Origin of the sequence: Streptomyces sp. VTCC 41912 (assembly GCF_045799175.1) — a bacterium.
Lineage (GTDB): Bacteria > Actinomycetota > Actinomycetes > Streptomycetales > Streptomycetaceae > Streptomyces > Streptomyces albulus_C.
This window is the reverse complement of the sequence record NZ_JBJMAB010000023.1, coordinates 98,727-122,435: the sequence shown is the minus strand read 5'-3', so window position 1 is coordinate 122,435 and position 23,709 is coordinate 98,727. Positions and strand designations below refer to the sequence as shown.

The following is a 23,709-nucleotide window of genomic DNA, read 5'->3' as shown; positions in this document are numbered from 1 at the left end:
CCGGAAGCTAAGCCTTTCAGCGCCGATGGTACTGCAGGGGGGACCCTGTGGGAGAGTAGGACGCCGCCGAACTAAATTTGAGATATGCCCCGCACCGGCAAGGTGCGGGGCATATCTGTTTTTGGGCTTTGTTTTCAGGCCAGTGTATGGGCCTGAAAACAAAGCCCTTTTTGCGTTGTGCGCCGGACGACTTCCGTCGATCCGCCACTGCATGGGAGCGGTAGCCAGGTGCTGGTATTGCAGTAGCCGCTGGTGGGTGGAGGGGAGGGGGCACGGCTGGCCCTGTGTAGCGAGCTGAGTGAGCTGAGGGCTCCGCCTCGTGCCTGGGGTTCCGTTGGGTCACTCGTCTTGAGGGCTGTGAGGCTTCGTATGGAGGGCGGGGGGATAGGGCCCGGTGCCGGTCGCCGGTCGGGAGCGTCGTGCCAAGGGGCTGGTGACGGCGACGGGTGTCAGTGGATGAGGTGTGTGTGTACGTGGATGCCCGTGGGGGGGCCTGGTGGGCCGTGGGGGTGCGGGCTTTACAGGCGGCCGGTGGACTTGAGGGTGAGGTAGGCGTCGGCGAGGTCGGGGGCCAGGTGGGCCGGGGTGGAATCGATGACCGTGATGCCGTGGCGGCGGAGGCGGTCTGCGGTGTGGCGGCGGGCGGCGCGGGTCTGTTCCGCGGCGGCGGCTGCGTAGACGGCCTGGGGGGTGTGGCGGCCGGCGGCCAGTTCTTCGATGCGAGGGTCGGCGACCGCCGCGACGATCAGTTCGTTGCGTTGGGTGAGGGTGGGCAGGAGGGGCAGCAGTGCCTCCTCCATGGGGGCCGTGTCGAGGCCGGTGAAGAGCACGATGAGGGAGCGGCGCGTGGCGTGGCGGTGGATGGTCGCAGCCAGGCCGCGGGCGTCCGCTTCGACGAGTTCGGGTTCCAGGGGAGCCAGGGCGTCGGTGAGGGCCGGGAGGAGGTCGCGGGAGGTGCGGCCTTGTACGGAGGCGCGGATCCGGCGGTCGTAGGCCAGGAGGTCGACGCGGTCGCCGGCACGGGCGGCGAGGGCCGCGAGGAGCAGGGCGGCGTCCATGGAGGCGTCGAGGCGGGGGGTGTCGCCGACGCGGCCGGCCGAGGTACGGCCGGTCTCCAGGACGAGGAGGATGCGTCGGTCGCGTTCGGGGCGCCAGGTGCGGACGGCGACGGTTTGCTGGCGGGCGGTGGCGCGCCAGTCGATGGAGCGGGTGTCGTCGCCGGGGGTGTAGTCGCGGAGGCTGTCGAATTCGGTGCCCTCGCCGCGGGTGAGGATGCTCGTACGGCCGTCGAGTTCGCGGAGCCGGGCGAGTTTGGCGGGGAGGTGCTTCCGGCTCGCGAAGGGCGGCAGGACGCGCAGGGTCCAGGGGACGTGGTGGTTGCCTTGGCGTGCGGCCAGGCCGAGTGGGCCGTAGGAGCGGACCGTGACGCGGACGGCATGGTGGTCGCCGCGGCGGGTCGGGTGGAGCGTCGTGGTCAGGCGGCGGCGTTCCCCGGCAGGGACGTTGAGGGCGTGGCGGGATGCCGGGATGTCGTCGCCGGGCTGGAAGGAGCTGGGGGGCCAGGCGTCGCGGAGTTGGGCGCGGAGCGGGCGCCGGCTCGGGTTGGTGACGGTGAGGTGGATGTGGGCTTCACCTGTTAGTCGAACGCTTGTGTCACCGCTTCGGGTGAAAAGGAGCTTTCGCACTGGCGCGGCGAGTGCGACATCGCACAAGATTGCTAGCAGCAGCACGAGTTGAACGGTGAGTATCCCGAGCCAGCTGGGCAGCGCGAAGCCCACGACCAGGGCTCCGAGCGCGGAGATGAGGGCGGTGCGTCCGGTGAGGGCCACGGTCTTGCCTCAGCGGGGGACGGGGAGATGAGCGAGCACGGCGTTGATCACGGAGTCAGCAGTGACTCCTTCCATCTCGGCCTCGGGCCGAAGGTGTATGCGGTGCCGGAGGGTGGGGAGCGCCAGGGCCTTGACGTCGTCGGGCGTGACGTAGTCGCGACCGGTGAGCCAGGCCCAGGCACGTGAGGTCGAGAGCAGAGCGGTGGCTCCTCGGGGGGAGACGCCGAGGGAGAGCGAGGGGGATTCACGAGTGGCACGGCAGATATCGACGATGTAGCCGGTGACCTCGGGTGAGACGGCGGTCTCGGCGACCGCGGCCCGGGCGGCATCGAGGTCGGCGGCGGAAGCGACGGGGCGGAGACCTGCGGCGTTGAGGTCGCGCGGGCTGAAGCCGGCCGCGTGCCGGTTGAGGATGTCGATCTCGTCCTGGCGGGCGGGTAGGGGCACCGTCAGCTTGAGCAGGAAGCGGTCGAGCTGCGCCTCGGGGAGGGGGTACGTGCCCTCGTACTCCGTGGGGTTCTGGGTGGCAGCGACCAGGAACGGCTCGGGGAGCGGACGGGGCGTGCCGTCGACGGTCACCTGGCGTTCTTCCATCGCTTCGAGCAGGGACGCCTGGGTCTTGGGCGGCGTGCGGTTGATCTCGTCGGCGAGCAGGAGGTTGGTGAAGACCGGGCCGGGCTGGAAGGAGAACTCGGCGTTGCGGGTGTCGTAGACCAGCGAACCGGTGACGTCACTGGGCATCAGATCGGGGGTGAACTGGACGCGCTTGGTGTCGAGTTCGAGGACCGTGGACAAGGCGCGCACGAGCAGGGTCTTGGCGACGCCGGGGACTCCTTCGAGGAGTACGTGACCGCGGCAGAGCAGTGCGACGACCAGACCGGTGACGGCGGGGTCCTGGCCTACCACGGCCTTGGCTATCTCGGTGCGCAGTTCCTCAAGGGAGGCTCGGGCGCTGTCAGCGGTCGGGGTGCTCACGGGGGGCATGCCTCTCTTGGGAAACGATCGAGTTTTCAAGCGCGTCGAGTTGGTCGGCGAGGTGCACCAGGGCCTTGTCGTCCGCCGGGGTCGGGCCGAAGAGCAGGGCCTGGAGGTCGGTCGTGGCCAGCAGGGAGGCGGCCACGTGGGCGCGGACGGCGGGGAGGAAGAGGTCCGGGTCGTGGGCGTGTGCGGAGGGCACGCCGAGGAGGGGGGCGAGCCGGGTGCGGGTCGCCGTGCGCAGAACGGCGGAGGCCCGGTCGCGGGCATGGGCCTGCGCGTAGAGGCGGGCATGTCCCTCGGTGGTCTCGGCGGCCGGCACGGATACCGGGAGCCGCTCGGGCACCAGGGGGCCGAGGCGGCGGGCGCGCCAGAGGGCCGCGCAGCCGGCGGCGAGGGCGAGTTGGAGCAGGGCCCAGCGCCAGCCGGCGGGAAGGAGAGCGAAGAAGCCGGGCTGAGCGTCCGGGGCGGTGGCGGAGGAATCGCTGACGGAGGGGAGGTACCAGACCAGATGCTTGTGCGCACCGAGGAGTTGGAGGGCCAGCGAGGCGTTGCCCTGGTCCGCGAGGCGGTAGTTGTAGAGGAAATCGGCGGAGCCCAGCAGGACGGTGTCGCGGTCCGGGTGGGCGGCCGGGATGCGCAGCAGGGTGGGGGCGCCGCCGGCTTCGTAGCAGCGGTCGGCGGTGGTGGCGGACGTGGTGTAACGGATGCCGCCCAGGAGGACGTCGCCCGCGCGGCGGGCGGCCGGCAGCGAACAACCCGGCGAACGGGCGGCGTTGCTGATCTGGGGATCGGCCTGGACGCCGGGTGCGAAGAGCTCCAGCGAAGCGGTGCCGGGTGCGAGCAGGACGGTGCGACCGGGGGTGCGGGCCGTCGCGGCGCGGAGGTCGGTCAGCTGATCGGGGGTCAGCACGTCGGGGGTGGAGACGAGGAGCGTGGTCTGCGGGCCGGCCGCGGCAGCCGCCTCGTCGGCGGTGGTCACGACCCGGGTGGTGACGCCGTGGGCGGCGAGGAGTTGGGCGAGGGCACGGCTGCCGGTACGGTCCGCGGAGCGCGGGTCGAGCCGTCCGTGCTGCTCGCCGGACTGCAGGGCGGCGAGGGTCAGTCCGCCGATGACGAGCAGCAGCAGTCCCAGCAGGACGGCTCGGGAGCGGGCCCAGAGGCGGCGTGCGGTGTGGCCGGGCACGGCGGTGGCGGTGGTGGCCGTCGTCATCCGGGGCTCCCGGTCGGGGTGGCGGCCAGGTGGGGCTTGGCGCGTTGCAGCTCGGTGTCGAGAGTGCTCAGGAGGGCGTATGCCCGATCCGTTCCGGGGCGGCCGCCGTATGCGACGTCGTCGAAGGTGCGGGCGGCCGCGCGGAGTTGTCCGGCGTGCGCGGGCAGGACCAGGCCGGCTTCGGTGGCGGCCTCGTCGGCGGTCCGGCCGGGGCCCGGGGCGAGCAGGGCGCGTTCTTCGAGGCCGAGGACGATGGCGCGCATGCGGTCCTGGATCGCTTCGTTCCAGCGGCCCTGGGCCGCGTGCTGTTCGGCGGCCGTGCGGTGTTCGGCGGCGGTCCGGGGCACGTCGGAGAAGAGGGTGCCCCGGGTGGTCGGGGTGCGGCGTACCGCACCCAGTCGCAGCCGGAGGGCGAGGATCACCAGCAGCACGAACACGGCGATGGCGATGAGCCCGGCCCAGCCGCCCGGAGTGGCGCCGGAGGCCGCATGGAAGAGTTCCCCGATGCGGTCCCAGAGCCAATCCAGGGCGCGCTGGATCAGGTTCGGGTCGTGCTGGTGGTACCGGGGATCGGACAGTTCGCGCTCCGCTGCCTCGTGGGCGGGGACACGTGGGATCCGGACCGGTATGTCGTCGTCGGAACGCGCGGTGAGACGTGCGAGCGCGGCGATCTTCCCCCCTGTGGTCACCGCATCAGCTTCCCGGTGCGGTGTCGCTCGGGCGCGGGCCGGGGACGCCGGGTGCGGCATCCGTGGGTGCGCCGGGAGCGTCCGGAGCCTGGGCGGCGGCAGGCTCGGACTGCTCCGGTCCTGCGTCCGTCGTCGCGGTTTCCTGGGTCTTCGTCAGCTGAATCCTCGTTGCCTGAGGACCTGTCGCCTGAGGGTCCGTGGCCTGGGAGACTGTCGGCTCTGTCGGCTCCGCCGGCTTGGCGGGAGACGTGCCGGACGGGGCGTCAGCGGTGTTCTCGGCACCGGCGTTTGCCTCGGGGGCGGTCCTCGGGGCCGGGGTGGTGGTGCCGGCGGCCGGGTGCGTGGCGGGAGCTTCGGGGGCGTAGCCGGGGAGACCGGCGGCGCGGGCGAGTTCGAGGTCGAGGGCCTCGCGACGGATGCGCTGGTCGACGTAGAGCAGCACGGTGACCCCGGCGCTGATCGGGAAGGTGATCGCGGAGCTGATGACCGAGCCGATGCCCAGCACGATGAGGAAAGGCCAGCCGGTCGAGGCGTTGGCGCCGCTCGCCCAGTCCACGAGGTTCTCGCCGCCTATCAGGAAGGCGACGAAGGTGGCCGGGATCTGGATGATGAATTGGACGATGACGATCAGCAGGTAGGCGAGGAGCTGAATGCCCAGCACCCGCCACCAGGCACCGCGGACGAGCTTGGCGGAGCGCCGCATGGAGGCCATGACGCCCTGCTTCTCCAGCATCAGAGCGGGGGAGGCGAGGCTGAAGCGGACCCACAGCCAGATGCTCACGACGCCGCCGGCGAACAGGCCGAGCAGGACGAGGAGGAGACCGAGGTCGACAGGGCCCGTGCCGGTGACGATGAAGCCCGGGGTCATGGCGACCGCGAAGATGACGAAGAGCATCAGCGGCAACAGCAGCAGCAGACCGAGCAGGCGGGGGAGCTGGCCGCGGGCGTCGCTCCAGGCCTCCCCGGCGGTCACCGAGCGGCCCAGGACGGCGCGGCTGACGACCATGGTCAGCATGCCGGTGGCGATGATCGTGGCGAGCAGCCCGATGATCGTGGTGATGGTGGTGCCGGCGAGGGAGGTCGCCGCATCGTTCATGATCTCCCGCAGCGGGGGAGCGGCGCCGTCTTCGGGGGCCAGCTGACGGGTGGAGTTGGGGAGCCACAGGCCGGAGACGAGCGTGACCGTGGTCTGCGAGACGAGCGCGACGATCAGCGAGACGCCGAGCACGGTGCGCCAGTGGGTGCGCATGGTGGCGATGGCGCCGTCGAGGAGCTCGCCGACACCGAGCGGACGCAGCGGGATGACCCCCGGCTTGGCGGCCTGCGGCACGCCGCCCCAGCCGCCGCCCCAACCGGAACCGCCGCCCCAGGCACCCTGGTTGCCGGCGCCCGGCGGAGCGGTCCAACCACCCGGTGCCGCGCCGGACGAGGCGCGGGTGCGGTCACCGGTGCCCTCCTGGGCGTTGCGGCCGCCCGGCCCGCTCTGGCCGGGGGCGCCGGCCGGGGCCGTCCACTGGCCCGGCGGCGGCTGGTCGCTGGACCAGTTCGGCGGGGTCGGCTGCCGGGACGCGTCGGGACGGTCCTCCGGAGCGGGCGATGCGGCGGGCTGCTCCGAGGTGCCGCGGCCCGGCTCGTCGGAGGGGGCGGATCCGGGCGAAGCCCAGCCCGGAGAGTTGTTCATCGTCGCTCCTTCTTGCTGCCCGTCCGCCGAGGCGGTCGGGGTCCGGGGTCCGCGGTGCCGTTCATCGTGTCATGGCCGGTGGCGCTCTGTACCCGGGCCCTGAGAGGAAGGGGACCTTCTGTTCGGTGGGGGATCGGCGGCAGACTGAGGGAATGGCTGATCGGCACGAGGTATCGGAGGCGGGCGCCGTGTCGCCCGCGGTCCCGTCGTTGCGCTGGGGGGAGTTGCCCGAGGGCCCGGTGGTGGTCCTGCTCGACCAGACCCGGCTCCCGGCAGAGGAGGTCGAGCTGGTCTGCACGGACGTCCCGGCGTTGGTGCAGGCGATCCAGACGCTGGCGGTGCGAGGGGCGCCGCTGTTGGGCATCGCGGGCGCGTACGGCATCGCGCTGGCCGCTGCGCGGGGATTCGACGTCGAGGAGGCGGCGGCCGTCCTGGCGGGCGCCCGGCCGACCGCGGTCAACCTCGGCTACGGCGTCCGGCGCGCGGCTGAGGCGTACCGCGGCGCGGTGGCCGGTGGCGCCGGTCCGCAGGAGGCGGCGGCCGCCGCCCTGGCCGAGGCGCGGGCCGTCCACGCGGAGGACGTCGAGGCCAGCGCGCGCATGGCGGAGCGCGGTCTGGAACTGCTGGGCGAACTGCTGCCGGGCGGCGGGCACCGCATCCTCACGCACTGCAACACCGGCGCCCTGGTCTCCGGAGGCGAGGGCACCGCCCTGGCCGTGGCGCTGGCGGCGCACCGGGCCGGCGAGCTGCGGCGGCTATGGGTGGACGAGACCCGGCCCCTGTTGCAGGGGGCGCGGCTGACCGCGTACGAGGCGGCGCGGGCCGGGATGGCGTACGCGGTGCTGGCGGACGGTGCCGCCGGTTCGCTGTTCGCGGCCGGTGAGGTGGACGCGGTGCTCATCGGGGCGGACCGGATCGCGGCGGACGGCGCGGTCGCCAACAAGATCGGCAGCTATCCGTTGGCGGTGCTCGCCCGCTACCACCACGTTCCGTTCGTGGTCGTCGCGCCGACCAGCACGGTGGACCTGGCGACGGCGGACGGCGCCGCCATCGAGGTGGAGCAGCGGCCGGGCCGCGAAGTGACGGAGTTCTCGTTGCCGCATCGGCAGGGCGCGGGTGCGGCGCCCGGGACCGGGGTCGCCGTGGCGCCGCTGGGCTCGCTGGCCTACAACCCGGCCTTCGACGTCACGCCCGCCGAGCTGGTGACGGCGATCGTGACGGAGGCCGGAGTGGTGTCGCCGGTGACCCGCGAGCGGTTGGCGGACGTGTGTTCCGTCTCACGATGGAGAAAGTCACGATCAGGTAATGGGATGATGGCCGAATGAAGGGACGCGTCTTGGTCGTCGACGACGACACCGCACTGGCAGAGATGCTCGGCATCGTGCTGCGCGGCGAGGGCTTTGAACCGTCGTTCGTGTCGGACGGCGACAAGGCGCTCGCTGCGTTCCGCGAGACCAAGCCCGATCTTGTGCTGCTCGACCTGATGCTGCCCGGACGGGACGGCATCGAGGTGTGCCGGCTGATCCGGGCCGAGTCGGGCGTGCCGATCGTCATGCTGACCGCGAAGAGCGACACGGTGGACGTTGTCGTCGGCCTCGAATCGGGTGCGGACGACTACGTCGTCAAGCCGTTCAAGCCCAAGGAACTGGTCGCCCGGATCCGGGCGCGGCTGCGGCGCTCGGAGGAGCCGGCGCCCGAGCAGTTGGCCATCGGTGACCTGGTCATCGACGTGGCCGGGCACTCCGTGAAGCGGGACGGGCAGTCGATCGCGCTGACCCCGCTGGAGTTCGACCTGCTGGTGGCGCTGGCCCGCAAGCCGTGGCAGGTGTTCACCCGCGAGGTGCTGCTGGAGCAGGTCTGGGGCTACCGGCACGCCGCGGACACCCGGCTCGTCAACGTCCACGTGCAGCGGCTGCGTTCCAAGGTCGAGCGGGACCCGGAGCGCCCGGAGATCGTGGTGACCGTGCGCGGCGTCGGCTACAAGGCCGGACCCAGCTGAGATGACCCGGGACGGTTCGACCCCGGAGGGACAGCGGGGGCGCACCGTCGACCCGGTGGGCAAAATGTCCTTTTCGGACCGCGTGGCGGCGCGCCTGCTGCGCGGCGGACAACTACTGCCCGACGGCGCGGTGAGCGGCCCCGTCCACCCCCTGCTGCGACTCTTCAGCCGGTGGGTGCGACGGCCGCTGCTGCCCGCGCTGCGACTGTGGCGCCGCAACATCCAGCTGCGCGTGGTCGCCACCACCCTGCTGATGTCGCTGGCGGTGGTGCTGCTGCTCGGCGTCGTCGTCGTCGGGCAGGTCCGCAACGGACTGCTCACCGCCAAGGCCCAGGCCGCCCAGAGCCAGGCCGTCGGAGGCTTCGAGGTCGCCCGGAAACTCGCCGACGGCGGCGACGACAACCGCACCGACGACAACAGCCGCACCGCCAGCCGCGGTTCCCAGGACTCCGCGACCTGGTTGACCAGCCTGGTCGAGCAGCTCGCCAGTGGCGGCCAGGGCGTCTTCTCGGTCGTCGCGCTCAGCTCCGACACCGACGAGCCGTTCGGCGACTCCACCCCCGGAACCCGCGGCCCGCGCGCCTCCGGGGACGTCGACCCCGAACGCAGCGTCCCGTCCGAGCTGCGCCGGAAGCTGGACAGCAAGTCCGGCACGTTCCGCCAGTACACCCAGATCAAACGCACCGGGTCCAACGACGGCGTGCCCGCGCTGATCATCGGCAAGCGCCTCAACGACATCAACGGCAACCAGTACCAGCTGTACTACCTCTTCCCGTTCAGTCAGGAAGCGGAGTCCCTCAAGCTCGTCACCGGGACGCTGGCGACCGCCGGGGTGTTCGTCGTGATCCTGCTCGGCGCCATCGCCTGGCTGGTGGTGCGGCAGGTCGTCACGCCCGTGCGGATGGCCGCCGGGATCTCCGAGCGGCTGGCCGCCGGCCTCCTCCAGGAGCGGATGAAGGTCACCGGCGAGGACGACTTCGCCCGGCTCGGCGAGTCCTTCAACAAGATGGCCCAGAACCTCCAACTCAAGATCCAACAGTTGGAGGACCTGTCCCGGATGCAGCGCCGGTTCGTCTCCGACGTCTCGCACGAACTGCGCACCCCGCTCACCACCGTGCGGATGGCCGCCGACGTGATCCACGAGGTGCGGGACGAGTTCGACCCGGTCACCGCACGCTCCGCGGAACTGCTGCGCGGCCAACTCGACCGCTTCGAGTCGCTGCTCGCCGAACTCCTGGAGATCAGCCGGTTCGACGCCGGCGCGGCGGCCCTGGAAGCCGAACCGGTCGATCTGCGCGACGTCGTCCACCGCGTCATCGAGGGCGCCGAACCGCTCGCCGAACGCAAGGGCAGCCGGCTCGTGGTGCGCGGCGGCGACCACCCCGTCATGGCCGAGGCCGACCCCCGCCGGGTGGAGCGCATCCTGCGCAACCTCGTCGTCAACGCCGTCGAGCACGGCGAGGGCCGCGACGTCGTGATCCGGCTCGCGTCCGCCGGCGGCCGCAGCGACGGCGCGGTCGGCGTCGCGGTCCGCGACTACGGCGTCGGCCTCAAGCCCGGTGAGGCGACCCGGGTCTTCAACCGCTTCTGGCGCGCCGACCCGGCGCGGGCCCGCACGACCGGCGGCACCGGCCTCGGCCTGTCCATCGCCATCGAGGACGCCCGGCTGCACGGCGGCTGGCTGCAGGCGTGGGGCGAGCCCGGCGGCGGCTCCCAGTTCCGGCTCACGCTGCCCCGTACGGCCGGCGAGACGCTGCGCGGCTCCCCGATCCCCCTGGAACCCGAGGACTCCCGGCGCAACCGCGGCCTGGACGCCGACGGCCGCCCCCGCACCGCCGCGGGCCGCCCGACGCCCACCGTCCCGGCGCAGCCCCGCCCCGGCGCCGCCAAGGCCCCGGCCCGGCCCACGACACCCCCCAATGCCAGCTCGCGCGCAGTGCCCCACCAGGCCACCGCCGACCGGCCCGAGGAAACGGGCGACGACGCCGGCCACCACGCCGGGCCACCGGTCCACGCCCCACCGGGCACGCCCCCGACCACCGACCCGGGCGGGCCCGACGGCCCGACCACCGACGACACGGACCACAGGACCGAACGCGACGCGGAGCGGGAAGGCGGACGGCGTGGGCGCTGAACACGAAGACGAGCGCACGGCACGCAGCCCGCGGCTGCGCCGGCTCGCGCCCAAGGGCGGCCCGGTCGCCCGCACCGGACGCCACGCCGTCCTCCTGGGCTGCGCCGGGGCGCTGTTGGCCGGCTGCGCTTCCATGCCCGACGGCGGCGACGTCACGGCGGTCGACCCCTCCCCGCGCGCCGACGGCGACTCGCAGGTGCGGGTCTACGGCGTGCCGCCGCAGGACGGCGCCCAACCCGCCAACATCGTGCGCAGCTTCCTCGACGCGACCACCAGTGACGAGGCGGACTTCCGCACGGCCCGGATGTACCTCGCCAAGTCGGCGCGGCAGACCTGGCGCCCGTTCCTGGTCACCAACGTCCTCCAGGAGCGGCCGAAGTCCGAGCCGCAGGCCCAGCCCAACCGCGAGGACGCCGACGGCTACACCGTCGCCCTCTCCGGCAGCCAGGTGGCGATGGTCGACGCCAACCACGCCTACACCCCCGAGGAGAAGCCGTACCGCGCGACGATCCACCTCATCAAGGAGGGGGACCAGTGGCGCATCGACCGGCTGCCCGACGGGCTGGTGCTGGGACAGTCCGACTTCCAGCGCATCTACCGCTCCGTCAACAAGTACTACTTCGCGTCCTACAAGTCCGAGTCGGACGACCCCAAGGCCGGTAAGAACGTGCTGGTCGCCGACCCGGTCTACCTGCGGCAGCGGATAAAGCCGATCACCTCCAGCGTGGAGGCCCTGCTGACCGGGCCGACCGACTGGCTGGACCGGGTGACGACGTCGGCGTTCCCGCCCGGCACCCGGCTCGCCGCCCGCGACCTGACGCTGGACGACTCCAACGCCCTACAGGTCAAGCTCAGCAAGCAGGCGGTCAACACCGACACCGCCCAGTGCAAGCGGATGGCCGCGCAACTCTTCTTCACCGTCCAGGACATGACGCGCGCCTCGAAGATCAGCGAGGTCGAACTCCAGGACCCGAGCGGCAACTCGCTGTGCGCACTGACCCAGGACCAGGCCGAACGGGACTTCGCCGCCCCGGGCCACACCGGCACCGCCGGCAAGGAGTACTTCATCGACGCCGAGCACCGCGTCGTCGCGATGTCGGACGCGGCCGGCGAACCAGCCCCGGTCCGCGGCCCGTTCGGCACCGGCAAGACCCCGCTGCGCTCCGTCGCCATCTCGCGCGGGGAGACCACCGCGGCGGGAGTGTCGGCCGACGGCCGCTACCTGTACGTGTCCGGCCTGGAGGACGGCGTCGAACGCAGCGGACCACTGCTGACCAGCGCCAGTACCGCCAAGAGCGCCAACGAGGGCCTGACCGCGCCGAGTTGGGACGGGCTGGGCGACCTGTGGATCGCCGATCGGGACGCGCACCACTCCCGGCTGCTGCGGATGCGCGAGGGCAAGGGCGACCCCGAGGAGGTCGCGGTGCCCGGCCTCGGCCAGCGGCGGATCAAGGCGATCAAGGTGGCCGCGGACGGCATCCGGATCGCGATCCTGGTGGAGGACAAGGGCCGTACGACGCTCCAGCTCGGCCGGGTCGAGCGGGACGGAACGTCCGTGCACCCGACGCTTTCGGTCCAGGAACTCCGCCCCATCGCGCCCCAGTTGGAGGACGTGGTGGCGGCGTCGTGGGCGGGCGGCAGCCGGCTGGTCGTCGTCGGGCGGGAGGCCGGCGGGGTGCAGCAGATGCAGTTCATGGAGACCGACGGCTCGGCGTCCGACGCGCAGACGCTGCCCGGCGTCAACGGGGTCAAGGCGGTCGCGGCCTCGGAGGACGAAACCCGCCCGCTGATCGCGGACGCCACGGAGGGCATAGTCCGGCTGCCTCCGGACTCCAACTGGAAGACGGTGGCCAAGGACGGGACGGCGCCGGTATATCCGGGGTGAACGCGGGCGAGCGGCGCCGACCGGCCCGGGAAGGGCGGGCGGCGCCGGCTCGTGCATGTCTGCCGAGCGGGCGCCAGAGGTGTGCGTTGTGTGGCTGGCCGGGGTGCTCGTAGGGAAGCGGGACGGACCCGCGCCGGTGGGGCGGGGCGCGGGTGGGGCGTCGGGGTCATTGGCGCCCTTTTCGCAGGCGCGCCCGCACGCTCATCCGTGACCTTCTCCGACCCCTCACGAGCATCGGCGCGGAATACTGCCCGCGCGTACCCGCGCCCGCGGCGACCATGACGCGGATGACCATCGACGTCGACGCGCTGACCACCCGCGCCGGCAGTTATCCACAGGGGTGGTCGCCGGCCCCGCGCTACGCGACAGTGGAGTCATGTGGGGGGTGTGGCGAGAGCTGGCGGACCTGGTGCTGCCGGTCGACTGTGCGGGGTGTGGCCAGCCGCGTACGGAGCTGTGTGCGGCGTGCCAGCGGGCGTTGTGGCGGGGCGGACGCGGCGCGGCACGGGTGCGGCCGCGGCCGGTGCCGGCGGGGCTGCCGCGGGTGTGGGCTGGTGCGCCGTACGCCGACGAGGTGCGCGCGGTGCTGCTGGCGCACAAGGAGCGGGGCGCCCTGCGGCTGGCCGCGCCGCTGGGGGCGGTGCTGGCGGGGGCGGTGCGGGGGGTGGGGGGAGGGGGCGGCCCCCTCCTCCTAGTGCCGGTGCCTTCCGCGCGGTGGGCGGTTGCCGGGCGTGGTCACGATCCGGTGCGCAGGATCGCGTTGGCTGCTTCGGCCGAGTTGCGGCGGAGGGGTGTGGCCGTGCGGGTGCTGGCGGGGTTGCGGCAGCGGCGTGTGGTGGTCGATCAAGCGGGGTTGGATGCCCGGCAGCGGCTGGTGAACGTCGCCGGGGCCCTGGAGGTGCCGGGCGCGGTCGGCGGGCTGCTGGCGGGGGCGCCAGTGCTGTTGGTGGACGATCTGGTGACGACGGGGGCCACGCTCGCCGAGGCGGCGCGGGCGGTGCGGGCCGCCGGGGGACGGGTGACGGGGGCCGCGGTGGTGGCGGCCCCCGGCAGTTCTTTCTCTTTCAACAGCCTTTGAGGGGTTCAACGACACCCCTGAGGGGTTCAACGAGAGGTGAAGGGGGCGGAGTCCGGCCAAAGGAGCGGCGGTGTCCGGCCATGCGACGGGAGGCCGGGCCGCCGGGCTGATGGCGCCTTTTCGGATGGGGTGGGCCCTTCGGCCCGCGCGGCAGGCGTGGCTCCGGCCCGTTCGCCGGGCCCTGCCGCGGTGGCCGACGCACGGCGGACCGACGGTCCCGACCCGGCCGGCCGTGCGTCATCTTCGACCGGTTCGCGGTCACGCTCCGGCAGGTTGGTAGCCCTGTGTGATGCCCGCCGGGCGGGGGACGGGGGCGTCGGGCCGTTGACGGGCGGGGGTGGGGCCTTGGGGGGCCGGCGGAGTGCTCGTGCGGACGGCCGGTGAAGGGGAACCGGCCGGGTCGGCTGGTCGTTGCTGGTAGTAAGCGCCGAATTTCACTCAAACGGAGCTGGGCGTGCTGAGGGGGTGCCGACACCCGTCCAGTAGAGCTATGTTCGGTTGTGAGGACTTGGCGGACGCTTTGCCTCCGATGTCGTGTTGCATGCTTTTCAGGGTTTTTCGGCGATTCTGAAAACGTGGGAATGGAGATCTCACCCCTGGGGGAGGAGGAGGTGAACGTCGCCAGTCCGAGGCTCCGGCACCCACCGGGGCCTGGTGCAAGAAGGAGCTGCTCCGCTTGCTGAGCGGGGCGATCCGGGAACGGAGTTCTGCGTGGACATCGTCGTCAAGGGCCGCAAGACCGAGGTGCCCGAGCGGTTCCGCAAGCACGTGGCCGAGAAGCTGAAGCTGGACAAGGTCCAGAAGCTCGACGGCAAGGTGATCAGCCTGGACGTCGAGGTGTCCAAGGAGCCCAACCCGCGGCAGGCCGACCGTTCCGACCGAGTGGAGATCACCCTCCGCTCCCGTGGTCCGGTGGTCCGGGCCGAGGCGGCCGCAGCCGACCCGTACGCAGCGCTGGACCTGGCAACGGCCAAGTTGGAGGCGCGCCTGCGGAAGGAGCACGACAAGCGCCACTCGCGCCGTGGCAACGGGCGCATCCCCGCGAGTGAGGTCGCGGTCACCGTCCCCGACGCGGCACGGCTGAACGGCCACGGCCTGACGGCCGCGGAGGAGGCCGCGCAGCAGGACAAGGTGCCGACCACCCGGATGGGATCGCTGGAGATCCAGGGCGAAGGGCCCGTGGTCGTCCGCGAGAAGACCCACTCGGCGGCGCCGATGGCGCTCGACCAGGCGCTCTACGAGATGGAGTTGGTCGGACACGACTTCTATCTCTTCGTCGACGCCGAGACCAAGCAGCCGAGTGTCGTCTACCGGCGGCACGCTTACGACTACGGCGTCATCCACTTGAATTCCGACGCGTTCGGAGAGGAATCACCCGGCGGCGCAGGCGGCGCGCTGGGCGGCTGACCCCCACCCGTTCGGTGCCCCCGGCGTACGCCCGGGGGCACCATCGTGCCTGCGGAGGGCTGGAGTTGAAGCCGTATAGTGTTTGTGCCAGCCGGGGAGTATGTGGACGCGAAACGGCGACATGCCGGGGAGACGGTCGTATGGCATTGATCGGGCCGGCCGAAAAGGGCTGTAGTCAACCAGCCTTATATCCAAACTCTGGCCCTTCGGCCGAGTAGTTGACGGGGAGGAATCAATGGGGGACAGTTTCGGGCCCGCACGGGGTGGCGCGGACGGCGACGTCTGCGGTGTGGGGGCCGATGACGGGGACGGTGCCGCGCGCGTGCCGCGCAGGGAGCCGATCCGGGTCCTCGTCGTGGACGACCATGCGCTCTTCCGCCGCGGTCTGGAGATCGTGCTGGCGCAGGAGGAGGACATCCAGGTCGTCGGCGAGGCCGGAGACGGCGCGGAGGCGGTCGACAAGGCCGCGGACCTGCTGCCCGACATCGTGCTGATGGACGTCCGGATGCCCCGCCGCGGCGGGATCGAGGCGTGCACCTCCCTCAAGGAGGTGGCCCCCAGCGCGAAGATCATCATGCTCACGATCAGCGACGAGGAGGCCGACCTCTACGACGCGATCAAGGCCGGCGCCACCGGCTACCTCCTCAAGGAGATCTCCACCGACGAGGTGGCCACCGCGATCCGGGCCGTCGCGGACGGGCAGTCGCAGATCAGCCCGTCGATGGCGTCCAAGCTCCTGACGGAGTTCAAGTCGATGATCCAGCGCACCGACGAGCGTCGTCTGGTGCCGGCGCCCCGGCTCACCGACCGTGAGCTGGAGGTCCTCAAACTCGTTGCCACGGGCATGAACAACCGCGATATCGCCAAGGAGTTGTTCATCTCCGAGAACACCGTGAAGAACCACGTGCGCAACATCCTGGAGAAGCTCCAACTGCATTCCCGGATGGAAGCCGTGGTGTATGCGATGCGGGAGAAGATTCTCGAAATCCGGTGAAGCCGGGGGCCGGGGCCCCCGGAGCGGTGCCGGATTGCCGTGGGATTGCCGGTGGCCGCCGCCGGGCCGGGCCGGACCCGGGCTGGACCGGGGACGGTGGCGGGTCAGGCCGTCGGGTCCTCCGCGGGGCGTTCGCCGTCGGCGCGGGTGAGTTCGGTGCGGAGGGCGGCGGCCAGCTGCGGGTCGTCGCAGCGCTCGACGCGGACGGTGTCGCAGCCCACCCAGGCCGCGGCCTCGTGCAGGGCCCGGGCCATGGGGCCGACGGCCTTGGGGCCCTGGAGCGAGAGTTGGCGGGCGACGAGGGTGCGGCCCTCGCGGGCCGGGTCGACGCGGCCGACCAGCTTCCCGCCGGCGAGCAGGGGCATCGCGAAGTAGCCGTGTATCCGCTGGGGTTTGGGGACGTACGCCTCCAAGCGGTGGGTGAAGCCGAAGATCCGCTCGGTGCGCGGGCGGTCCCAGACGAGGGAGTCGAAGGGGGAGAGCAGGGTCGTGCGGTGCCGGCCGCGGGACGGGGCGGCGAGCGCCGCCGGATCCGCCCAGGCGGGCTTGGCCCAGCCCTCGACCGACACCGGCACCAGTCCGGTGTCCTCGATGACGGCGTCCACCTGCTCGCCCCTGAGGCGGTGGTAGTCGGCGAGGTCCGCGCGGGTGGCCACGCCCATCGCGGCGCCGGCCTGGGCGACCAGGCGCCGCGTGCACGCGGTGTCGTCGAGGTCGTCGTGGAGCAGCGGCTCGGGGACGGCGCGCTCGGCGAGGTCGTAGACCCGCTTCCAGCCGCGGCGTTCGGTGCAGACCACGTCGCCGGTGTCCAGCAGCCACTCCACGGCGATCTTGGTCTCGGACCAGTCCCACCACTCGCCGCCGTTGCGACCGCCGCCCAGTTGGGAGGTGGTGAGCGGGCCGTCGGCCCGGAGGCGGTCCAGGACGGCGGCGCAGGAGCGCGCGGAGTCCTTCATGACGTGCCAGCGGTGGCCCTTGGCGCGCCGGGCGCGGCGGCGGAAGGCGAAGAGCGGCCACTCCTCGATGGGCAGGATGCAGGCGGCGTGCGACCAGTACTCGAAGCTGTGCGGTCGGGCCGGGGAGTCGCCCTCGGGGGTCGCCGACCAGTAGGCGCTCTCGACGGCGGTGCGGCCGACCGCGCCGAGGCGGGCGTAGGGGACGAGCTCGTGGGAGCGGGCCAGCACGGAGATGGTGTCGAGCTGGACGGCGCCGAGGTGGCGCAGCATGCCGCGGACGCCGGCCCGGCGGTCCGGTGCCCCGAGCAGGCCCTGCGCCCGCAGCGCCAGTCGCCGGGCGTCGTCGGCGGACAGGTCGGTCACGGGGCGTGGTGCGGGCTGGCGCTGCGTCACTCCGGTCATGGCGCACAGCGTAGGGGCGGCCACTGACAACGCTCCCGCGGTCGGGCGTTTCCGCAGGCCGGGCGGTTCCGGGGGGTCAGCGCGGGTGCGGGAGGTACGGCGTGGGGTCCGGCAGCGGCAGGGCGGTCGAGCCGACGGGGGCGGGTTCGCGGGGCAGGTCGGACGGCAGGAGGGAGCCGATCCACACGTCCCGGCGGGTGCCCTCGTGCACCAGCTTGGCGCGCAGGGTGCCCTCCCGTTGGAAGCCGACCTTGCGGGCGACGGCCCAGGAGCCTTCGTTGCCGGCCTCGGCGAGCCATTCCAGGCGTTCCACGCCCAGCTCGCGGAAGGCCCAGCGGGCCACGGTGTCGGCCGCTTCCGCGGTGTAGCCGTTGCCGCGCTGTGCCTTGGCGGTCCAGTAGCCGAGTTCCGCCTGCCGCTCCGTGGTGCGCAGCTGGTCGAGGCGGAGCAGGGCCATGGAGCCGACCAGGGCCCCGTCGGTGCGGGCGACCACGGCGAAGGTGTAGCCGGTGTCGTCGCGCCAGCCGTCGGGGGCGAGCGCGCCGACGAACCGTTCCGCGTCGGCCGGGCCGTAGGGCGAGGGGACCGCGGTCCAGCGGGGGATGTCGGGGTCCTGACAGGCGGCGAGCACCGCGGGCACGTCGGAGGGCTCGAAGGGGCGCAGCAGGAGGCGGTCGGTGGTGAGCGTGACGGGCATCATGGGGCGAGTCTGCTGCGCCGGGCGGGACGCCGCGAGCCGTTTTCGTGGTGTTTCCGGACCATCGCGGCGGAGGGGGCGCGGGTGCCTTTCGGGGCCGAGTGCGGTCGGGATCACCGTCGTTCGGCGGAAACTTTCCCGGCACCTTCTCGTGGGCTCGTGCGTTGACGTGGCAAGGGGTCGGCGGGCTCGGCTGCGGCGGACCTCCCGGCCGGACAGCGTCCTCCTTTACGATGGCCGTTGCGGCGGGGCCTGCCCCCTGGAAACATGCCGCGCCCGCGCACTCGACCGTGCAGGCCCGACCGGCAAGGAGACCAGCCCAAGTGTCCGTCTTGACGAAGATCATGCGTGCAGGCGAAGGAAAGATCCTGCGCAAGCTGCACCGCATCGCGGGCCAGGTGAACTCCATCGAGGAGGACTTCGCGGCCCTCTCCGACGCCGAGCTGAGGGCGCTCACCGACGAGTACAAGCAGCGCTACGCCGACGGCGAGAGCCTCGACGACCTGCTGCCCGAGGCGTTCGCTACGGTCCGCGAGGCCGCCAAGCGGGTCCTCGGCCAGCGGCACTACGACGTGCAGCTGATGGGCGGTGCGGCCCTGCACCTCGGTTTCGTCGCGGAGATGAAGACCGGTGAGGGCAAGACCCTGGTGGGTACCCTCCCGGCGTATCTGAACGCGCTGTCCGGCAAGGGCGTCCACCTGATCACGGTCAACGACTACCTCGCCGAGCGCGACTCGGAAATGATGGGTCGGGTCCACAAGTTCCTGGGCCTGAGCGTGGGCTGCATCCTGGCCGACATGACGCCGGCGCAGCGCCGCGAGCAGTACGGCTGCGACATCACCTACGGCACCAACAACGAGTTCGGCTTCGACTACCTGCGCGACAACATGGCCTGGTCGCGGGACGAACTGGTCCAGCGCGGCCACAACTTCGCGATCGTCGACGAGGTCGACTCGATCCTGGTGGACGAGGCCCGTACGCCGCTGATCATCTCGGGTCCGGCGGACTCGGCCACCAAGTGGTACGGCGACTTCGCCAAGTTGGTGCAGCGCCTCAAGCGGGGCGAGCCGGCCAACCCGCAGCGCGGCGTGGAGGAGACCGGTGACTACGACGTCGACGAGAAGAAGCGCACCGTCGGCATTCACGAGTCCGGCGTCGGCAAGGTCGAGGACTGGCTGGGCATCGACAACCTGTACGAGTCGGTCAACACGCCGCTGGTCGGGTACCTCAACAACGCGATCAAGGCCAAGGAGCTGTTCAAGCTCGACAAGGACTACGTCGTCATCGACGGCGAGGTCATGATCGTCGACGAGCACACCGGCCGCATCCTCGCCGGTCGCCGCTACAACGAGGGCATGCACCAGGCCATCGAGGCGAAGGAGGGGGTGGAGATCAAGGACGAGAACCAGACGCTCGCCACGATCACCCTCCAGAACTTCTTCCGCCTCTACGGCAAGCTCTCCGGCATGACCGGTACGGCCATGACCGAGGCCGCGGAGTTCCACCAGATCTACAAGCTCGGCGTCGTCCCGATCCCGACGAACCGGCCGATGGTCCGCAAGGACCAGGCGGACCTGATCTACCGCACCGAGCCCGCGAAGTTCGACGCGGTCGTCGAGGACATCGCGGACAAGCACGGCAAGGGGCAGCCGATCCTGGTCGGCACCACCTCGGTCGAGAAGTCCGAGTACCTCTCGCAGCAGCTCAGGAACCGCGGCATCGCCCACGAGGTCCTCAACGCCAAGCAGCACGACCGGGAGGCGACGATCGTCGCCCAGGCGGGCCGCAAGGGCGCGGTGACGGTCGCCACCAACATGGCCGGCCGCGGTACGGACATCAAGCTCGGCGGCAACCCCGACGACCTCGCCGAGACCGAGCTGCGCCAGGCCGGGCTGGACCCGGTCGAGCACGTGGAGGAGTGGGCGGCCGCGCTGCCCGCCGCCCTGGAGCGCGCCGAGGCGGCCGTCAAGGCGGAGTTCGAGGAGGTCAAGGAGCTCGGCGGGCTCTACGTCCTGGGCACCGAGCGGCACGAGTCGCGGCGCATCGACAACCAGCTGCGCGGTCGTTCCGGCCGACAGGGCGACCCGGGCGAGTCGCGGTTCTACCTCTCCCTGGGCGACGACCTGATGCGGCTGTTCAAGGCCCAGATGGTCGAGCGGGTCATGGCGATGGCCAACGTGCCCGACGACGTGCCGATCGAGAACAAGATGGTGACGCGGGCGATCGCGTCCGCCCAGTCGCAGGTCGAGCAGCAGAACTTCGAGACCCGCAAGAACGTCCTGAAGTACGACGAGGTCCTCAACCGCCAGCGCGAGGTCATCTACGGCGAGCGCCGGCGGGTCCTGGAGGGCGAGGACCTCCAGGACCAGATCAAGCACTTCATGGAAGACACGATCGACGCCTACATCCAGGCGGAGACCGTCGAGGGCTTCGCGGAGGAGTGGGACCTGGACCGCCTGTGGGGCGCGTTCAAGCAGCTCTACCCGGTCAAGGTGACCATCGAGGAGCTGGAGGAGGAGGTCGGCGACCGCGCGGGCCTGACCTCCGAGTTCATCGCCGACGCCATCAAGGACGACATCCACGAGCAGTACGCGGCCCGCGAGGAGCAGCTCGGCTCGGAGATCATGCGGGAGCTGGAGCGCCGCGTGGTCCTGTCGGTCCTGGACCGCAAGTGGCGTGAGCACCTCTACGAGATGGACTACCTCCAGGAGGGCATCGGCCTGCGGGCGATGGCCCAGAAGGACCCGCTGGTCGAGTACCAGCGCGAGGGCTTCGACATGTTCACCGCGATGATGGAGGGCATCAAGGAGGAGTCCGTCGGCTACCTGTTCAACCTGGAGGTCCAGGTGGAGCAGCAGGTCGAGGAGGTTCCGGTGGAGGAGTCCGCGGACGTCGCCGAGGAGGCCGTCCCGGCGGCGGCCGGTGCGGGACGTCCGGAGATCCACGCCAAGGGCCTGGAGGCGCCGCAGCGGCCCGACCGGCTGCACTTCACCGCGCCGAAGGTCGACGGTGACGGCAGCGTCGTCGAGGGCGACTTCGTCAGCGACGCGGACGGCGAGGGTCCGGCCCGTTCGGAGGCCGACGGGCTGACGCGTGCGGAGCGGCGCAAGGCGCAGAAGAGCGCGGGGCGCCGCCGCAAGAAGTGAGCCGCATGAGGTGAGCGGTCCGCTCCGCGGTGCGGAGGCGGAAGTGGAGGGCGTCCCGGCCGTGAGCGGCCGGGGCGCCCTCTTCGCGTGCGGTGGCTAGGGGACGGGGCCGAGGTCGAGGGCGGCGCAGCGCCAGCGGGCGTCGCCGCCGCGTTCCAGGCGGAACGCCAGGGCGCGCAGGCGGGCGCCGGTGGTGATGCGGGCGAACGCCTCGATGACGCCGTCGCGGGGGCGGCACAGGCCGCAGGCGTGCAGGGCCGGGACGGGGGCGCGCAGGCCGGGGGCGAGGTACGGGCGCAGGGGCGACAGCGGGGCGAGTTCGGCGAGCCGGTCGTAGGCCGCGGGCAGGGCGTGGCCGAGGAGGGCGTGCACGGGGCGTTGGCCGCTCAGGGCGAGCAGGAGTTGGTGGGCGAACCACAGGTGCGGGCGGTTCTCCAGGGCGCGGTGCCGGGCGCCGGGGGTGGGCAGCGGGGTGTCCCGGGTGGCGGTCGGGCGGCGCTGCGTGGGGGTGCGGGTGAGGTGTGGGGTGCGGGTGGGGCCGCGGTTGCCGGGGGAGCCGGGGCCGCGGCCGGCGGCGCCGGCCGGGCGGCGGGTGCCGCGGCGGGGTGTGGGTGTGCCGCGGCGCGGTGCGGCGGGCGGGGGTGCCGGCGCGGGCGGGGTGGCCGGCGCGCGGTCGGTGGGGGAGCGGCGCGGGCGGGGAACGGTCGGGGCGGGTGCCGGAGGGGTGGCGGGCGGGTGCGGTGGCGTGCCGTCCGGCCGCGGGGCCGGTTCCGTCGGGGCCGGGCGGGCGCCCGTCGTGGCGCCGGTCGCGGCGGTGTGCTCGCGGGTGGTGTCGGTCATCGCGGTGCCCCCTCGTGCCGGGCCCGGCGTCGTTACCGGGCGGTAGCTCGTGGTGTGGATCTTGTCGGTGGGCATCGGGCGCAGCAAGGCGCGCGGGCCGGCCGCACGCGGCGCCAGACATTCACCCGTCCGTGGCGCGCGCCCGGGATCGCGGGCCGGGGCCGGGGCGGTGGAGGGCCGCTGGCCGGGTGCGACGGGAGGCGCCGGGGCGGCACGAAGGGGGACGCACGGCCGTATGCTGGCTGGGCATTGTTCTGGATCTAGCGAGAGCGGCTGTTATGCGTGTCTACGTCCCCCTGACGCTTTCCGGGCTCGCTGCGGCACACCAGAGCGGTGAGCTGGGGACCGGCCCGCTGCTCGCGTACGCCGTCACCCCGGCGCTGCGGGAGTGGTACGTCTCCGACGACATCGAGGAGCTGGAGTACGCGGCGCTGAACCGCGCGGCGCAGGCGTCGCTGCGGCTGCTGGCCGGGCATCCGGAGGTGCCCCGGCGGCGGGTCGTGGTGGCGGTGGACGTGCCGGACCGCAGTGCGGCCGTGGACCCGGACCGGGGGCTGGACCAGTCCGCGCTGGGCGAGGTGCGGATCGCCGGGCCGGTGCCGCTGGCGAAGGCGGCGGCGGTGCACGTGGACGGCGCTGACGCGACCGACGACGTGGCGGCGGCCGCGGCGGCGCTGGGCGCGGCGGACCTCGGCGACGACGACGCGCAGTTCACGGTGGACGGTGCCGAGGACCACGACCTGATGTGGTTCGGGGTGCAGGAGATCCCGCAGTTGCTGGGGTGACGCCCGGCGCGGTGGTCGGAACGCCTGCCCGGCGCCGTTGTCAGTGCCGGCGGGTACCGTCTTTCCATGGCAACTGCGCGGGCGAAGGACCGGGGGGACGGCATGGCGAAGCCCACCGCACACATCGTGTGGGACTGGAACGGCACCCTGTTCCACGACATCGACGCCGTGATCGCGGCGACCAACTCCGCCTTCGCGGAGATCGGCCTGGAGCCGATCACGCTGGAGCGGTACCGCGAGCTGTACTGCGTTCCGGTGCCGCGGTTCTACGAGCGGCTGATGGGGCGGCTGCCGACCGAGGCCGAGTGGCTGGTGATGGACGCCACCTTCCACCGGTACTACACCGAGCACCGGGCGGGCTGCGGCCTCGCCGAGGGAGCCGAGACGCTGCTCGCGTCCTGGCAGGCGGCCGGGCGGAGCCAGTCGATCCTCAGCATGTTCGGCCACGACGAGCTGATACCCCTGGTCCACGACCTGGGCATCGCCTCGCGCTTCGTCCGGGTCGAGGGCCGCACGGGACCGTCCGGGGGTTCGAAGAGCGCGCAGATGGTCCGTCACCTGGCGGCACTGGGGCGCGTCGATCCGGGGCGTACGGTGGTGATCGGGGACGCCGTCGACGATGCGGTGGCCGCCCGTGACGCGGGGGCCCGCGCGGTCCTCTACACCGGCGGTTCGCACAGCCGCAGCAGTCTGACGGCCGCCGGAGTGCCGGTGGTGGACAGTCTCACCGAGGCCGTGCAGGTCGCGGAGGAGATCGCGGCGTAGGGCCGGCCGGTCCCGATCCTCCGGGATGGCCCCGCAGGCCGTTCGCGCTACATACGCCACCCCGGCGCCCCATTGTCCAGAAGGGCCAAGTTAAGGGTGTGGTTTTACGTGCACGGCGCATAACGGGGCAGTTGCCGGGAGAGATAGCCTTGCACCGTGATCAGCGCGATAGTCCGCGGGGGCGGCAAGGCCCCCGCCGAGCGCCCGGGACACCACCGTGACCGGGCGACTGCT

At 72.4% G+C, this 23,709-nt stretch carries 18 protein-coding genes; 10 read left to right on the top strand and 8 right to left on the bottom strand.

Annotation, left to right across the window (positions count from 1 at the left end; all coding sequences use genetic code 11):
- Positions 1-518 precede the first annotated feature (518 nt).
- From ACJ6WD_RS27400 to ACJ6WD_RS27380, 5 genes are read right to left on the bottom strand one after another with little or no spacing between them, the layout of a single operon-like run.
- A complete protein-coding gene (locus tag ACJ6WD_RS27400) occupies positions 519-1,829 on the bottom strand; it encodes a DUF58 domain-containing protein (RefSeq protein ID WP_331250033.1) in 1,311 nt (436 codons plus the stop codon).
- A 9-nt stretch (positions 1,830-1,838) separates the two neighbouring features.
- Positions 1,839-2,813: an AAA family ATPase gene (locus ACJ6WD_RS27395; protein WP_407616723.1), complete on the bottom strand. Its 975-nt coding sequence runs from the start codon at positions 2,811-2,813 to the stop codon at positions 1,839-1,841.
- Positions 2,785-4,017 (bottom strand): DUF4350 domain-containing protein, encoded by a 1,233-nt coding sequence (locus ACJ6WD_RS27390; RefSeq protein ID WP_407616722.1) that lies wholly within the window; start codon positions 4,015-4,017, stop codon positions 2,785-2,787. Before ACJ6WD_RS27390 ends, ACJ6WD_RS27395 begins: the two co-directional genes overlap by 29 nt.
- On the bottom strand, positions 4,014-4,706 hold the full coding sequence (locus ACJ6WD_RS27385) for a DUF4129 domain-containing protein (RefSeq protein ID WP_376445871.1): 693 nt from the start codon (positions 4,704-4,706) through the stop codon (positions 4,014-4,016). The genes ACJ6WD_RS27390 and ACJ6WD_RS27385 overlap by 4 nt, the downstream gene beginning before the upstream one ends.
- Before the next feature lie 4 nt (positions 4,707-4,710).
- Positions 4,711-6,387, bottom strand: a complete 1,677-nt coding sequence (locus ACJ6WD_RS27380) for a hypothetical protein (RefSeq protein ID WP_407616721.1) — start codon at positions 6,385-6,387, stop codon at positions 4,711-4,713.
- 152 nt (positions 6,388-6,539) lie between these two features.
- Here ACJ6WD_RS27380 and mtnA point away from each other — a divergent pair, with 152 nt between their 5' ends.
- The 7 genes from mtnA (at position 6,540) to ACJ6WD_RS27345 (ending at position 15,884) form a co-directional block, all read left to right on the top strand.
- Complete coding sequence (mtnA, locus tag ACJ6WD_RS27375) at positions 6,540-7,712, top strand: S-methyl-5-thioribose-1-phosphate isomerase (RefSeq protein ID WP_037636640.1); 1,173 nt, start codon at positions 6,540-6,542, stop codon at positions 7,710-7,712.
- Positions 7,709-8,386, top strand: coding sequence for a two-component system response regulator MtrA (gene mtrA / locus ACJ6WD_RS27370; protein ID WP_018542117.1), 678 nt, complete (start codon positions 7,709-7,711; stop codon positions 8,384-8,386). The genes mtnA and mtrA overlap by 4 nt, the downstream gene beginning before the upstream one ends.
- Before the next feature lie 64 nt (positions 8,387-8,450).
- Positions 8,451-10,520: an MtrAB system histidine kinase MtrB gene (gene mtrB, locus ACJ6WD_RS27365; RefSeq protein ID WP_407616720.1), complete on the top strand. Its 2,070-nt coding sequence runs from the start codon at positions 8,451-8,453 to the stop codon at positions 10,518-10,520.
- Complete coding sequence (locus ACJ6WD_RS27360) at positions 10,510-12,405, top strand: LpqB family beta-propeller domain-containing protein (RefSeq protein WP_233659368.1); 1,896 nt, start codon at positions 10,510-10,512, stop codon at positions 12,403-12,405. The genes mtrB and ACJ6WD_RS27360 overlap by 11 nt, the downstream gene beginning before the upstream one ends.
- A 583-nt stretch (positions 12,406-12,988) precedes the next feature.
- Positions 12,989-13,483: a ComF family protein gene (locus ACJ6WD_RS27355; RefSeq protein WP_376445859.1), complete on the top strand. Its 495-nt coding sequence runs from the start codon at positions 12,989-12,991 to the stop codon at positions 13,481-13,483.
- A gap of 711 nt (positions 13,484-14,194) precedes the next feature.
- Positions 14,195-14,890, top strand: coding sequence for a ribosome hibernation-promoting factor, HPF/YfiA family (hpf, locus tag ACJ6WD_RS27350; RefSeq protein WP_016574173.1), 696 nt, complete (start codon positions 14,195-14,197; stop codon positions 14,888-14,890).
- A gap of 235 nt (positions 14,891-15,125) precedes the next feature.
- Positions 15,126-15,884 carry a response regulator transcription factor gene (locus tag ACJ6WD_RS27345; protein WP_233659370.1) on the top strand — a complete coding sequence of 253 codons (759 nt, stop codon included), beginning with the start codon at positions 15,126-15,128 and terminating at the stop codon, positions 15,882-15,884.
- 104 nt (positions 15,885-15,988) lie between these two features.
- Here ACJ6WD_RS27345 and ACJ6WD_RS27340 read toward each other — a convergent pair whose 3' ends face one another.
- Together ACJ6WD_RS27340 and ACJ6WD_RS27335 are read right to left on the bottom strand one after the other, a co-directional pair.
- Positions 15,989-17,242, bottom strand: a complete 1,254-nt coding sequence (locus ACJ6WD_RS27340) for a winged helix-turn-helix domain-containing protein (RefSeq protein WP_407616719.1) — start codon at positions 17,240-17,242, stop codon at positions 15,989-15,991.
- 76 nt (positions 17,243-17,318) lie between these two features.
- Positions 17,319-17,942 (bottom strand): GNAT family N-acetyltransferase, encoded by a 624-nt coding sequence (locus ACJ6WD_RS27335; protein ID WP_407616718.1) that lies wholly within the window; start codon positions 17,940-17,942, stop codon positions 17,319-17,321.
- A gap of 320 nt (positions 17,943-18,262) precedes the next feature.
- Between ACJ6WD_RS27335 and secA the strand changes: the two genes are divergently transcribed.
- On the top strand, positions 18,263-21,085 hold the full coding sequence (gene secA / locus ACJ6WD_RS27330) for a preprotein translocase subunit SecA (protein ID WP_233659373.1): 2,823 nt from the start codon (positions 18,263-18,265) through the stop codon (positions 21,083-21,085).
- Between the two features lie 96 nt (positions 21,086-21,181).
- Here secA and ACJ6WD_RS27325 read toward each other — a convergent pair whose 3' ends face one another.
- Complete coding sequence (locus tag ACJ6WD_RS27325) at positions 21,182-21,925, bottom strand: Rv3235 family protein (protein ID WP_376445851.1); 744 nt, start codon at positions 21,923-21,925, stop codon at positions 21,182-21,184.
- A gap of 278 nt (positions 21,926-22,203) precedes the next feature.
- Here ACJ6WD_RS27325 and ACJ6WD_RS27320 point away from each other — a divergent pair, with 278 nt between their 5' ends.
- Both ACJ6WD_RS27320 and ACJ6WD_RS27315 read left to right on the top strand, forming a co-directional pair.
- The gene (locus tag ACJ6WD_RS27320; protein ID WP_016573116.1) at positions 22,204-22,710 is read left to right on the top strand and encodes a DUF6912 family protein; all 507 of its coding nucleotides are present in this window, start codon (positions 22,204-22,206) and stop codon (positions 22,708-22,710) included.
- Positions 22,711-22,812: 102 nt separating this feature from the next.
- Positions 22,813-23,475 carry an HAD family hydrolase gene (locus ACJ6WD_RS27315; RefSeq protein ID WP_376445880.1) on the top strand — a complete coding sequence of 221 codons (663 nt, stop codon included), beginning with the start codon at positions 22,813-22,815 and terminating at the stop codon, positions 23,473-23,475.
- Positions 23,476-23,709: the final 234 nt, after the last annotated feature.

Coding starts and splice junctions, on each gene's coding strand:
- ACJ6WD_RS27395 (WP_407616723.1), bottom strand. CDS start 2,813: ATGCCCCCCGTGAGCACCCCGACCGCTGACAGCGCCCGAGCCTCCCTT.
- ACJ6WD_RS27390 (WP_407616722.1), bottom strand. CDS start 4,017: ATGACGACGGCCACCACCGCCACCGCCGTGCCCGGCCACACCGCACGC.
- ACJ6WD_RS27380 (WP_407616721.1), bottom strand. CDS start 6,387: ATGAACAACTCTCCGGGCTGGGCTTCGCCCGGATCCGCCCCCTCCGAC.
- mtnA (WP_037636640.1), top strand. CDS start 6,540: ATGGCTGATCGGCACGAGGTATCGGAGGCGGGCGCCGTGTCGCCCGCG.
- mtrA (WP_018542117.1), top strand. CDS start 7,709: ATGAAGGGACGCGTCTTGGTCGTCGACGACGACACCGCACTGGCAGAG.
- mtrB (WP_407616720.1), top strand. CDS start 8,451: ATGTCCTTTTCGGACCGCGTGGCGGCGCGCCTGCTGCGCGGCGGACAA.
- ACJ6WD_RS27345 (WP_233659370.1), top strand. CDS start 15,126: ATGGGGGACAGTTTCGGGCCCGCACGGGGTGGCGCGGACGGCGACGTC.
- ACJ6WD_RS27340 (WP_407616719.1), bottom strand. CDS start 17,242: ATGACCGGAGTGACGCAGCGCCAGCCCGCACCACGCCCCGTGACCGAC.
- ACJ6WD_RS27335 (WP_407616718.1), bottom strand. CDS start 17,942: ATGATGCCCGTCACGCTCACCACCGACCGCCTCCTGCTGCGCCCCTTC.
- ACJ6WD_RS27325 (WP_376445851.1), bottom strand. CDS start 21,925: ATGACCGACACCACCCGCGAGCACACCGCCGCGACCGGCGCCACGACG.
- ACJ6WD_RS27320 (WP_016573116.1), top strand. CDS start 22,204: ATGCGTGTCTACGTCCCCCTGACGCTTTCCGGGCTCGCTGCGGCACAC.
- ACJ6WD_RS27315 (WP_376445880.1), top strand. CDS start 22,813: ATGGCGAAGCCCACCGCACACATCGTGTGGGACTGGAACGGCACCCTG.